At 63.3% G+C, this 11804-nt stretch carries 12 protein-coding genes; all 12 read left to right on the top strand.

Translation table 11 applies throughout. The features are described 5' to 3' along the window. Nucleotides 1-384: 384 nt before the first annotated feature. Nucleotides 385-1011 (top strand): 30S ribosomal protein S4, encoded by a 627-nt coding sequence (rpsD, locus tag IV500_RS19755; RefSeq protein WP_196398531.1) that lies wholly within the window; start codon nt 385-387, stop codon nt 1009-1011. A gap of 227 nt (nt 1012-1238) precedes the next feature. After that, the gene (locus IV500_RS19750; RefSeq protein ID WP_196398530.1) at nt 1239-1616 is read left to right on the top strand and encodes a DUF948 domain-containing protein; all 378 of its coding nucleotides are present in this window, start codon (nt 1239-1241) and stop codon (nt 1614-1616) included. A 61-nt stretch (nt 1617-1677) separates the two neighbouring features. Then, nucleotides 1678-1941 carry a hypothetical protein gene (locus IV500_RS19745; protein WP_196398529.1) on the top strand — a complete coding sequence of 88 codons (264 nt, stop codon included), beginning with the start codon at nt 1678-1680 and terminating at the stop codon, nt 1939-1941. A gap of 41 nt (nt 1942-1982) precedes the next feature. Further along, on the top strand, nt 1983-4664 hold the full coding sequence (gene alaS, locus IV500_RS19740; RefSeq protein ID WP_196398528.1) for an alanine--tRNA ligase: 2682 nt from the start codon (nt 1983-1985) through the stop codon (nt 4662-4664). A 9-nt stretch (nt 4665-4673) separates the two neighbouring features. Then, nucleotides 4674-5342, top strand: coding sequence for a Holliday junction resolvase RuvX (gene ruvX / locus IV500_RS19735; RefSeq protein WP_196398527.1), 669 nt, complete (start codon nt 4674-4676; stop codon nt 5340-5342). Then, on the top strand, nt 5339-6544 hold the full coding sequence (locus IV500_RS19730; RefSeq protein ID WP_230855235.1) for an endolytic transglycosylase MltG: 1206 nt from the start codon (nt 5339-5341) through the stop codon (nt 6542-6544). Before ruvX ends, IV500_RS19730 begins: the two co-directional genes overlap by 4 nt. Nucleotides 6545-6639: 95 nt before the next feature. Continuing rightward, the gene (locus IV500_RS19725) at nt 6640-7491 is read left to right on the top strand and encodes a shikimate dehydrogenase family protein (protein ID WP_312875999.1); all 852 of its coding nucleotides are present in this window, start codon (nt 6640-6642) and stop codon (nt 7489-7491) included. Between the two features lie 42 nt (nt 7492-7533). Next, the gene (aroC, locus tag IV500_RS19720) at nt 7534-8733 is read left to right on the top strand and encodes a chorismate synthase (protein WP_196398525.1); all 1200 of its coding nucleotides are present in this window, start codon (nt 7534-7536) and stop codon (nt 8731-8733) included. Beyond that, nucleotides 8733-9281, top strand: coding sequence for a shikimate kinase (locus IV500_RS19715; protein ID WP_196398552.1), 549 nt, complete (start codon nt 8733-8735; stop codon nt 9279-9281). The genes aroC and IV500_RS19715 overlap by 1 nt, the downstream gene beginning before the upstream one ends. A 92-nt stretch (nt 9282-9373) precedes the next feature. After that, the gene (gene aroB, locus IV500_RS19710) at nt 9374-10465 is read left to right on the top strand and encodes a 3-dehydroquinate synthase (RefSeq protein ID WP_196398524.1); all 1092 of its coding nucleotides are present in this window, start codon (nt 9374-9376) and stop codon (nt 10463-10465) included. Nucleotides 10466-10468: 3 nt separating this feature from the next. Next, nucleotides 10469-10975: a tetratricopeptide repeat protein gene (locus tag IV500_RS19705; protein ID WP_196398523.1), complete on the top strand. Its 507-nt coding sequence runs from the start codon at nt 10469-10471 to the stop codon at nt 10973-10975. A gap of 218 nt (nt 10976-11193) precedes the next feature. Beyond that, nucleotides 11194-11804 (top strand): hypothetical protein (locus IV500_RS19700; protein WP_446680234.1); only part of this gene is annotated, 611 nt, incomplete at its 3' end.

Genomic DNA, 11804 nt, shown 5'->3' with positions numbered 1-11804 from the left:
CAGGCGTCGTTTCCCGCAGCCAGAACCCCACCCGGCGGGTCCTGGCGTAGCAGGCTGGCGCTGGCGGTCAACTGGAAAGCAGCCGAAGTCAATGACTGCTAGAATTGTTGCTGCACTGGCAAGCCTTGGCTCCATACCTGCTGCCTTTCCTGACTTTCTTTCCCGGTTCGACCCGTCGGCCCGGTCAAGTTCAGCGATGCAGGTATGCCCAGCGGTTGCAGCGACGGGCAGCGGTAGCCCTAGCTCTCCACGATGGAGGCCGGAAACGTAACTAAAGCACTGATCTTTCACCGGCATGGCAGACACTGAACGGTAGTAGCCGTTCAAATGGACGCCAGTCGATGAAGCCAGCGAGCTTTACCGCATGAACAGTGGAAGGACAACGTGGCTAACACCCTACGTGCCCGCCGCCAGGCCCGCCTCTCGCGGTCCCTTGGCATTGCTCTAACCCCTAAGGCAGCTAAGTACCTCGAGCGCCGCCCGTACGGTCCCGGTGAGCATGGCCGTGCCCGCAAGAAACAGGACAGCGATTACGCCGTGCGTTTGCGCGAAAAGCAGCGTCTGCGTGCCCAGTACGGTATCCGTGAAGCACAGATGACCCGTGCCTTCGAGGAAGCCAAGCGCACCAAGGGCCTGACCGGTGAAAACCTGGTCGAGCTGCTGGAAATGCGTCTGGATGCCTTGGTGCTCCGTGCCGGCTTTGCCCGCACCACCGCTCAGGCCCGCCAGCTGGTAGTACACCGGCACATCATGGTTGACGGCGCCCGCGTGGACCGCCCGTCCTACCGTGTTGCGGAGGGCCAGCTCATCCATGTACATCAGCGCAGCGAGACCATGGTCCCACTGCAGGTTGCCGCCGCCGGCGCGCACCGCGACGTGCTTCCGATGGTGCCCCCGTACCTGGACGTCAAGCTCGAAAGCCTTCAGGCCCGCCTGGTGCGCCGCCCGAAGCGCTCGGAGGTCCCCGTGACCTGCGAAGAGCAGCTGGTCGTTGAGTTCTACTCACGCTAATGATCCGTTGAGTTCTACTCACGTTAATAAGCCGTTGAGGTCCCACCTGCGCTAAGTTCTCTTGGTGCGTGGTCCCGTTCAGGGATTCGTGGACGGGAACGAATATGGACCATCAGCAGTCTGTAGAGAAGCCCGTGGCACACGCCGCGGGCTTCTTTATAGGTAAGGTACTTAACGAAGCACGCCGTAGTTATTTCCGTTAAGCAGAAGAGAAGAGGCTCTCACCTATGTCCGGTGGAGACATTGCAGGCCTTATAGCAGCAGGCGTTTTTGCCGTCCTGGTGGCAATTTTGGCAGTCCCGGTGTTCAAGCTCGGCCGGGTCTTTGACGAAGTCCGGCGCACCATTTCAACCCTTAGCGAGGGCACGACGCCGCTGATCGATGAGGTGACCGCAACGGTATCGACGACGAACGCCCAGCTGCAGAAGGTGGATGGTATTTCCACAAATGTTTCGGATGCGACCGCGAATATCTCCGCGTTGTCCTCCCTGCTGGCAGCTACCGTTGGATCACCGGTGATCAAGGTAGCCGCGTTCTCCTACGGCGTCCGCTCCGCCCTGGCCGGACGACGCGCCCAGACATCCAGGCATTCGCGCAGCCGCTAGAGCGCACCGCAGCATGCCAGCGATCCTCAGGAGCTGGCACAGATCAAGGAGCTACCGGAACATGAAGAAGATTTTCTGGCTCGGCATGGGCATCGCCATTGGCGCCATTGCCGTTCGTAAGGTGACGCAGGCACGCGGAGCGCTGGGCCCGGCGGGGCTGAATCGGGCCGTGGGCCAGCTTAGCGACAGTATCCATAATTTTGCCGACGCGGTACGCGAGGGTATGAGCGAGCGCGAAGGCGATCTGCGCGGCGCGCTTGGCCTGGACTCCGTGGACCCGGCGGCCTCAACCGGCCGTCGTGCCGCCGTCGGGCCGTCAATTTAGTCTCCTTTTCGCCAGACATTAACGAAGGGTCCCCCAGGGTCATGCAGTCGCAGGAAATCGCACGCCGATGGATCGAGTTTTTCACCAGCAAGGATCACACAGCAGTCCCGTCCGCGTCGTTGGTTTCCAGTGATCCTTCACTGCTTTTCACGGTTGCCGGTATGGTGCCCTTCATCCCGTATCTCACAGCGCGCGAGGAAGCCCCTTACGACAGGGCTGTCAGTGTGCAGAAGTGCATCCGTACGGGCGACATTGAAGAAGTTGGCAAGACTGCCCGGCACGGAACCTTTTTCCAGATGTGCGGCAACTTTTCCTTCGGCAATTACTTCAAGACCGAAGCAATTGGCTTTGCCTGGGAATTACTGACCAGCAGCATCAGCGACGGCGGCTATGGGCTGGACAAGAACCGCCTGTGGGTGACTGTCTATCTTGATGACGATGAGGCCGCCGCGCTGTGGCAGCAGATCGCCGGACTCCCTGCGGAGCGTATCCAGCGGATGGGCAAAAAGGATAATTACTGGCATACGGGCCAGCCCGGCCCCGGCGGTCCGTGCTCGGAGATTTACTACGATCGTGGTCCGGCCTATGGTCCGGACGGCGGCCCGGCGGTTGACGATGTACGGTACATCGAAATCTGGAATCTCGTTTTCATGCAGTACCAGCTATCGGCGGTCCGCAGCAAGGAAGACTTTGACGTTGCCGGTGAGCTGCCCAAGAAGAACATCGATACCGGGTTGGGGCTGGAGCGGCTGGCTCTGATCCTGCAGGGTGTGGAGAATTTCTACGAAACGGATCAGGTCCGTCCGGTGCTGGACGCCGCCGCGGCCATTTCGGGCAAGGAATACACCAGCGCCGAGACCGCTGCGGACCCGCACCACACCGACGACGTCCGGATGCGGGTGGTGGCGGACCATATCCGTTCGGCACTGATGCTGATTTCCGACGGCGTCACCCCCTCCAATGAAGGCCGTGGCTATGTGCTGCGAAGGCTGATCCGCCGTGCCGTCCGCGCGATGCGCCTGCTCGGCGTGGAACGTGCCTGCCTGCCCGAGCTGCTGCCGGCATCCCGGGACGCCATGAAAGGCGTGTACCCCCAGGTTGAGGCCGATTTCGAGCGGATAGCCCGGATCGCGTATGCGGAGGAAAAGTCGTTCCTGCGCACCATCGCCAGCGGAACCGCGCGGATGGAGGAGGCGGTGACCGAGTCAAAGGCCGCCGGTACCTCCCTCTCCGGGGCGGAAGCCTTTGCGTTGCATGATACCTACGGTTTTCCGATCGATCTGACCCTTGAAATGGCCGAAGAAGCCGGCCTGGCTGTGGACGAGGCAGGGTTCCGCTCCCTGATGCTTGAACAGCGCCAGCGTGCGCAGGCCGATGCCCGCGGCAAGAAGAGCGGCCACGCGGACTTGTCCGTATTCAATGAACTCCTGGCCGGCGGGCAAACCATCTTCACCGGGTATGACGAGCTGGACGGTGAATCCCGAGTCCGCGCAATCCTGTCCGGCGGACGGAAAGTGGCGCACGCAGCCACCGGAGACGAAATCGAAATTGTGCTGGCACAGACACCGTTCTATGCCGAGGCCGGTGGCCAAGCCGCCGACACAGGTCTGCTCACCGGTGACGGGTTTATCGCTGAGGTTTTGGACGTGCAACGGCCGGTCAAAGGACTAAGCGTGCACAAGGCCATAGTCCGCGAGGGGGAAATGCCCGCGGACGCCATGGTCCGTGCGGCGGTCGACCGGCAGCGCCGGCACGCAGCAGAGCAGGCGCACACCGGCACGCACATTGTGCACGCGGCGCTGCACCAGATTCTGGGCCCGGAGGCGCTGCAGCGCGGTTCGTTCAATAAGGCCGGGTACCTGCGCTTTGATTTCTCCTGGGGCGAGGGGCTGAGCTCCGCCACCCGGTCCGAGATCGAAGAAGTGTCCAATATTGCCATTAGGAATAACTACCGCGTCGATACGAACGTCATGGCGCTGGCCGATGCCAAGGCCCTGGGTGCCACGGCCCTGTTCGGCGAGAACTATGGCAGCGATGTGCGGGTTGTGGAGATTGATGGTGCCTGGTCGCGTGAACTTTGCGGGGGAACTCACGTAGCCAGCACCTCGTTGATTGGCAGCCTGACGCTGTTGGGCGATCAGTCGGTCGGCTCGGGCAACCGGCGTGTTGAAGCGTTCGTGGGGATGGATGCTTTCCGGCATCTGGCCGCCGAGCGTGCTCTCGTCACCGAGCTCAGCGATATGCTCAACGTCCCCTCGAACCTTTTGCCGGAGAGACTGGCGACCACGCTCAACAAGCTCAAGACGGCTGAGAAGGAACTAGAGCGCCTGCGCAAGGATCAGTTGGCCGCAGAGGCGGCCACTTTGGTCGGGACGGCTCGCTTCCTGGCCGGTGTGCAGGTGATCGCGCACGACGGCGGCGCGGTTGGCGGCGCAGATGACCTCCGCACGCTGGCGCTGGATCTGCGGAACCGGCTCGGCTCCGCTGCTGCGGTGGTTGCCGTGGCCGGGGTCGCCAACGGTCGTCCGATGGTGCTGGTTGCCACTAACGAAGCCGCCCGGGCGGCCGGGGTGAAGGCAGGCATGCTGGTCAAGCTGGCGGCGGGAATTCTCGGCGGCGGCGGCGGCGGCAAAGATGACGTGGCGCAAGGTGGTGGCAGCGACCCGGCACAGGTACCGGCCGCTCTTGCCGCCGTCGTCGGCGCGATCCAGCAGCGGTCCTAAGGGGTTCTCATGTCCGAGTCAGAGGTGGGCCCCCTGCCCGGCGTAAAGCTGGGGGTTGACGTCGGTACTGTGCGGGTTGGCTTGGCGTCCTGCGATCCGCGCGGCATTTTGGCGACGCCGGTGCGGACACTGAACCGGGACACCAAGAAGAACCACGATGTCCGGATCCTGGTGCGGGAAGCGCAGGAGCGGGACGTGGTGTGTATCTACGTTGGACTGCCGCGGACCATGAGCGGGCAGGAGCGGGCGTCGGCCCAGATGGCGCGCAGCTATGCCCAGCTGCTGGTGGATGCGCTGCTCGAGGCTCAATACCCTGTGCCGGTGCGAATGGTGGATGAACGCCTCAGTACCGTGACAGCCCACCAGTCGCTGCAGGCCGCTGGCATGAGCAGCCGCCGGCATCGTACAGTTGTGGATCAGGTGGCTGCAGTGGGAATTCTGCAGCATGCCCTTGACATCGAGAAATCACGCGGCACCAGTGCCGGAACCATAGTGACAGGACGGCGGAGCGGCGCGTTGGGGCGTGCCGGCAATACGCCCCAAGCGAAGGACGGCGTCATCGGCCCCGAGAGCGTTATCAGCCCAGAACGTGTTATCAGCCCAGAGAGTGCGGAACAGGTCAGCGCCGAAAAAAACAGCGCCGAACCAGTCAGCGCCGAACCAGGACAAACCCTTTGAGCCACATCTTCGGGGATCGTCCCGATTCCGACGGTTACGGCGGGGATCCGCTCGAGCACTTACACGGCGGGCAGACGGAGCAGCTGAACGCGCACGAAGCTGAACAGCCGTCTAATCAAGGTGTACTGCGGATCTCAAAACGGGTCCGTCGCCGCCGTCGGACGCTTATTTTCCTGCTCGTCGTTGCGGTCTTTGTCGCCGTGGCATTCTTCGCGTTCCAAGCCGTGCGTCCGATGCTGACGGGCAATAGTGATGCGGATTATCCCGGACCAGGCCATGGGACCGTGACGTTCATCGTCCCGTCCGGGGCAACCGGTCGCACCGTTGCGGAGGGTCTGGTTGCGCAGGGCGTCGCCGCAAGCGAGTCCGCGGTCCTGGACGCGCTGAGCGCTGCGAAGGGCAACAAGCTGATCCAGCCCGGGTCCTTTGGACTCAAGCTCGAGATGAAAGCCTCCGACGCGGTATCGGTGCTGCTGGCGCCGGACAATAATAAGGTCCACTATGCTGCCATCGCCCAGAACCTGCGGCAGCCGGAGGTGCTGGCATTGCTGGCCACCTCGACCGGCATCAAGGAATCAACATTTACCGCCCTGGCCGAGACTCCGGCCAAATTCGGGCTTCCGCCGGCTGCAAAAAGTCTGGAAGGTTACCTCGCGCCGGGGGAGTACCGCTTTCCGATCGAGATGACGGCGGAACAGATTCTCACCCAGCTGGTCCAAGCAACAAAGGACACCCTGGTCAAGGATGGCGTTACCGATCCGGCCGATCAGTATCGGGTCCTGACGATCGGCAGCATTATCGAGTTCGAGGGCAACGAAGCCAACTACGCCTTGATCTCCGGAGCCATCGAAAACCGCCTGCATAATCCGAATGCGGAGACCGGCGGCCGGCTGGAATCCGACGCAACGGTGGCCTACGGACTTGGCCTGAAAACCTACAATATTACGGATGCGCAAAAGAAGGACGCCAGTAACCCGTACAACACCTTCGCCAATCCCGGACTACCGGTAGGGCCGATTGGCTCTCCGGGGGAAAAGGCGATCAATGCCGCCGCGCATCCGCAAGCCAACCCCTACTATTTCTGGGTGACGGTCAATCTCACCACCGGGGAGACGTTGTACGCGACAACCTATGCGGACCATCTAAAAAATGTGGCGAAGTACCAGGCCTGGTGTGATGCGAACGTTGGGAAATGCCGGTAGCCCCGGCTTCCGGGAGTAACACGGCTCCGCGGGGAAGAGCCGACCTCCGGGGAGCCAACACAGCCCCGAAGGGAGAAGCCGGGCTCCGTGGAGCCGTGTTGGGCCATCCGATTGGACATTCCCGGTCGCCGGCCCTGCACAATGCCGCCTACGCCCGGCTTGGCCTGAGCTACCTCTATTCGGCGATTGACACCGAGGTTTCCGATCTGGAACCTCTCCTGGCCCGGGTACGGGCGGAGCGCAACTGGTACGGGCTGTCGGTGACAATGCCGTTGAAAACGGCTGTTCTGCCGCTGCTGGATGCAGTTGATCCCGCCGCTGCCAGGTTGGGGGCGGTGAATACCGTTGTCGTCGACCGGTCAGATCCGGGCAGGCAGCGGCTGGTAGGACACAATACGGACGTCGCCGGCATCGTTAATGCCCTTCGAGTCGCCGGAATCGGCCGGGCGCCCAGATCGGCCGTCCTCGGCGGTGGAGGAACGGCCGTCTCTGCAGTGGCTGCGCTCAAAGAACTTGGTGCGCCAGCGGCCGACATTTTTATCCGTGGCGTGGGTTCACCACAGCGGTCCGGGACCGTTCAGGCGCTCGACGCCGGCGCCGCCGTCGGGCTCGATTGCCAGGTACGGCGGTGGGAAGGTGCCGCAGCGGCGTTGTCGAGCTACGACGTCGTCATCTCCACTTTGCCTCCCCGTGCGGCCGATCCGCTCGCAGGCCTTGTGCCGCCGTCGTCCCTCGTCGGGAAACTGCTGCTTGACGTTGCGTACGACCCGTGGCCCAGTGCCCTGGCAGCCCGCTGGCAAGGCAGCGGCGGGACAATTGTGCCGGGGATCGAGATGCTGCTCTATCAGGGTGTGGAACAGGTCCGGCTCTTTACCGACGAGCATGTCCTTATCACGGCCGATGTCATCAATGTAATGTGTGACGCTTTAGGCGTTGCCCGGCGGTAGAAGTGCGCCGCCGGGACACCCTGTCATGGCAGGATGGGAACTATGTTGCGTTGGTTGACTGCCGGAGAATCCCATGGTCCGGCACTTGTGGGAATTATCGAGGGCGTGCCGGCCGGAGTTGAGCTGACGAGTACGCTCATCCGTGCAGCGCTGGCACGGCGCCGGCTGGGATACGGCCGCGGCGCCCGGATGAAGTTTGAGCAGGACGAGGTGACGATCCTTGGCGGCGTGCGGCACGGACTGACGCAGGGTGGGCCGGTGGCGATTCAGATCGGCAACTCGGAATGGCCCAAGTGGGAGCAGATAATGTCTGCGGACCCCGTTGCGCCGGAGCTGCTGGCCGAGCAGGCACGCAATGCCCCGCTTACCCGGCCGCGTCCCGGCCATGCCGACTTTACCGGCATGCAAAAGTATGGTTTCGACGAGGCTCGTCCGGTCCTGGAGCGCGCCAGTGCCAGAGAGACGGCGGCACGGGTGGCCCTTGGTGTCGTGGCGGCGCAGGTGCTCGGAGCTCTCGGGATCAAGCTGGTCAGCCACACCGTGGCCATCGCCGCGGTGGCTGTCCCGGAAAGCGCCGCCGTACCGGTCCCCGGTGACGTAGCGGCCCTCGACGCAGACCCGCTGCGTTGTTTTGACAGCGAAACGTCCACCGCAATGGTGGCGGAGGTGGACGCGGCCCACAAGGAGGGCGAAACCCTCGGTGGCGTCGTCGAGGTGCTGGCCTATGGCCTCCCACCGGGACTGGGCAGCTACGTTCATTGGGACCGTCGGTTGGACGCGCGGCTGGCGGGCGCATTGATGGGCATCCAGGCCATTAAGGGCGTCGAGGTGGGGGACGGGTTCCGGACCGCCGCCCGGCGCGGGTCCGCTGCTCATGATGAAATTGTCCGCGGTGAAGACGGCGTCATTGCCCGCACCAGCAACCGTGCAGGCGGCATCGAAGGCGGCATGAGCATCGGAGACGTACTGCGCGTCCGCGCGGCCATGAAGCCGATCGCCACGGTTCCCCGGGCCTTGCGGACCATCGATGTGGCTACCGGGGAACCCGCGAAGGCACATCACCAACGCTCCGATGTCTGTGCTGTGCCGGCTGCAGGTGTGGTGGCCGAGGCGATGGTGGCGCTGGTGCTGGCGGAGGCCGTGATGGAGAAATTCGGCGGCGACTCGATTTCCGAAACGGCCCGGAACCAGCGGGCCTATCTGGCCAACATCCCGCACACCCTGGACTCACTGGGCCAGTGATGCCGGCGAGGGGCACGCAGGGTGGAGGATTTGTACCGCCTCGAACGCTGGTGCTCATCGGGCCGATGGCGGTCGGGAAGTCCGCCATCGGCCAGGAACTCGCCAAGTCGCTGGCGCTGGAATTCGTGGACACAGATCAGAAGATCGTGCAGAAGTACGGCAGTATCGCTGAAATATTCGCCGGACGTGGGGAGAATTTCTTCCGCCGGATCGAGGCCAAAGTGATAGCCGATGCGCTGGCCGCCGGAACGCACCGGCCCGTCGTCATGTCTTTGGGCGGAGGGGCCGTGCTGGACGCCGGGACAGCGCAGCTGCTGGCCGATGCCACCGTCATTCATCTGGATGCAGACCTGGAGACAGTGCGGGGCCGGATTTTGCGTGGCAGCGGCCGGCCGCTTCTGGCAGAGGACCCGGTGGAACGCTGGCGGCAGCTTGCCCTTGCCAGGGGCCCGGTTTACCGCGCGCTGGCCGATGTGACCCTGGATGTGCGCACGGGTACGGTGGATGTACTGGTACGGGAGTTGATCGCTTTGTTGCGGCAGAGTTGAAACAGAGTTAAGGCACAGCACAAACCGGACCCGTTTCAGCTGCCTGACGATGCAGCTTCCGACACAAGCAAGTTTTAAGAGAGTGGTAAACAGTGGCCTCGGCAGTGACAACCATCAAAATCACCGGCAGCCGGTCAGCGGACAACTACGACGTCGTCGTCGGCAATGGTCTGCTCTCGGAACTGCCGGCACTGCTCGGGGAGCGTGTTCGGCGGGTCCTGGTGATTCACCCCCGCGCCCTGCGGCTTACCGGAGATACGGTCCGGGACGACATTGCCGCCGCTGGCTTCACCGCGCTGACCGCGGAGATACCGGACGCCGAAGAGGGCAAGCACATTCAGGTTGCCGCATTCTGCTGGCAGGTACTCGGGCAGAACGACTTTACCCGCTCGGACGCTATAGTCTCGGTGGGCGGCGGGGCTGTCAGCGACGTCGCCGGCTTTGTCGCGGCGACGTGGCTGCGCGGCGTGAAGGTCATTCATCTGCCAACGAGCCTGCTGGGCATGGTTGATGCCGCGGTCGGCGGAAAAACCGGAATCAACACCGCCGAGGGGAAAAATCTGGTGGGCGTTTTCCATCCCCCCGCAGCCGTACTGGCGGATTTGGATGCGCTGGCGACGTTGCCGCCCAACGAGCTCCTGTCCGGGATGGCGGAGGTGGTCAAATGCGGCTTCATCGCTGACCCGGAAATTCTGACGTTGATCGAAAAGAACCCCGACGCGGTAAAAGACCCCGCCTCGGCAACGCTGCGCGAGCTGATTGAGCGGTCAATCACCGTCAAAGCACAGGTAGTCTCAGCCGATCTGACCGAGCAGGGGCAGCGCGAGATTCTCAATTACGGACACACCTTGGGGCATGCGATCGAGCTGGTAGAACGCTATTCCTGGCGGCACGGCGCTGCCGTCTCCGTGGGGATGATGTTCGCAGCGGAGCTGGCGCGGAGCGTTGGACGGTTGTCCGATGAGGTCGCCGACCGGCACCGCAGCATCCTGCAAGGGCTTGGATTGCCCGTCACGTACCGTCGGGACAGGTGGCAGGGATTGTTGGACGGAATGCGACGCGACAAAAAAGCGCGTGGGGACCTGTTGCGTTTCGTCGTGCTGGACGACATCGCCAAGCCCGGAATTTTGGACGTCCCGGATGCATCACTACTCTTCGCCGCTTATCAGGAAATCGCGTCCTAACTGATGGCGTACCAGGACTGGCCCTACGCGGGATTTCCAGGCACCGCCATCAGCCCCACAACCCTGCTGCCTGAGGTAGTGGACGCTGAGGCGTGCGATCAGGCTCTGAGCACAACGCAAGACCCGGCAGACCGAATATTTGTTCTGCTGGCCAGGGGACGGGTGGCCGAAGCCGCCGAAGCCGTAGCGGACGCCAGAGTGGCGGATCCGGTTTCTTTCCGGCTTCAGCTCTTGGACGCGGATGTCCTGCGGGCCACACATCATACCGAGCGTGCAGTGGCTCGCCTGAAGTGCCTAGCCGCAGATATTGCCTCGACCGCAATGGAGTCGTGGGTTCACCAGCAGCTGGGGAAGGTCCATTTTTCGGCCGGAAACTACCCTGCAGCGGTCCGTAGTTTCAGCACCGCACTGGATCAGCGGGTGGCGTTCGGGGAGGACGCCGCTGTCATCTACGCATCCACAGTGGCAGTTCGCCGCGCTCTGGACCTGGCTGAAAGTTCCCCAGCCTGACGAGACCCGTCTGTGCAGCCGAGCCGGGAAAGTTTTTCAAAATACTTTTCCACAGGGGCCTGTTTTGGGGTCTTTTTGTCCTGTTGGTGTCAGTGTCTTCGTAGCCTTGAGGTAGTTGGAGATCGGGAGGATTTCCTGGTTTTCTTGCCGGTTCAGGTTGCCGGTACAGACGGGCGGTGTGGGTTGCCGGGTTCGGGTGTTGAGGGGTGGTGGGTGGTGTGGAGATTGATCGGGAGAATCTGGCTCGGGTGCTGGCTGCGGTCACGGCGAAGTATCCGCATCGGCTCGAGCGCGCGGGACTAAGCTCCGGCCCCGTCCCTGCCGCAGTTCCGGGGACCGGCTCTGCCACCGGCTCCGGTCCTGTTCCGGTCCCTGGCACTGTTCCCGGGACCGGTCGGCCCGACGACGACGGGACCGGCCGGCCCGACGGCGCCGCCGGTACCGGCGGGTCCGATGCCGGCGGTGCCGCCGGCCCGGGTGTTCCCGCTGGTTCACCGGTTCCTGGGGTACCGGTTGATGGTCCGGTTGGGGAGGCTCTGTTTGTGGTGGGGCCGTCGGCGGGGATCGTGGGACGGTTGGAGCAGATGAATGTGTTGTTGGCGGAGGTTTTGGGGACGGATCCGCAGGCTGTGTCGCAGGAGGCGTGGCTGTCGATTATTGGTGCGGCTGAGAGTACGCGGCGTCGGTTGGATGCGGTGTATCTGCACAGTGTCGCGGCAGCTGATCAGTGCGGGGCTGCGGGGTTGTCCGGGATCGGGACGAAGAATATGCGTGAGTATCTGGTGCATGGGGTGGGGGTTGAACCGGGGCGGGCGAAAGCCGATGTGGA

Origin of the sequence: Arthrobacter terrae, from assembly GCF_015708085.1 — a bacterium.
GTDB lineage: Bacteria > Actinomycetota > Actinomycetes > Actinomycetales > Micrococcaceae > Arthrobacter_M > Arthrobacter_M terrae.
This window is presented reverse-complemented; position numbering and strand designations above follow the sequence as displayed.

Excerpts from the sequence above, each read along its gene's own strand:
- IV500_RS19705 (WP_196398523.1), top strand. The coding sequence starts at position 10,469 with ATGGCGTACCAGGACTGGCCCTACGCGGGATTTCCAGGCACCGCCATC.
- IV500_RS19715 (WP_196398552.1), top strand. The coding sequence starts at position 8,733 with ATGCCGGCGAGGGGCACGCAGGGTGGAGGATTTGTACCGCCTCGAACG.
- aroC (WP_196398525.1), top strand. The coding sequence starts at position 7,534 with ATGTTGCGTTGGTTGACTGCCGGAGAATCCCATGGTCCGGCACTTGTG.
- alaS (WP_196398528.1), top strand. The coding sequence starts at position 1,983 with ATGCAGTCGCAGGAAATCGCACGCCGATGGATCGAGTTTTTCACCAGC.
- ruvX (WP_196398527.1), top strand. The coding sequence starts at position 4,674 with ATGTCCGAGTCAGAGGTGGGCCCCCTGCCCGGCGTAAAGCTGGGGGTT.
- IV500_RS19745 (WP_196398529.1), top strand. The coding sequence starts at position 1,678 with ATGAAGAAGATTTTCTGGCTCGGCATGGGCATCGCCATTGGCGCCATT.
- IV500_RS19750 (WP_196398530.1), top strand. The coding sequence starts at position 1,239 with ATGTCCGGTGGAGACATTGCAGGCCTTATAGCAGCAGGCGTTTTTGCC.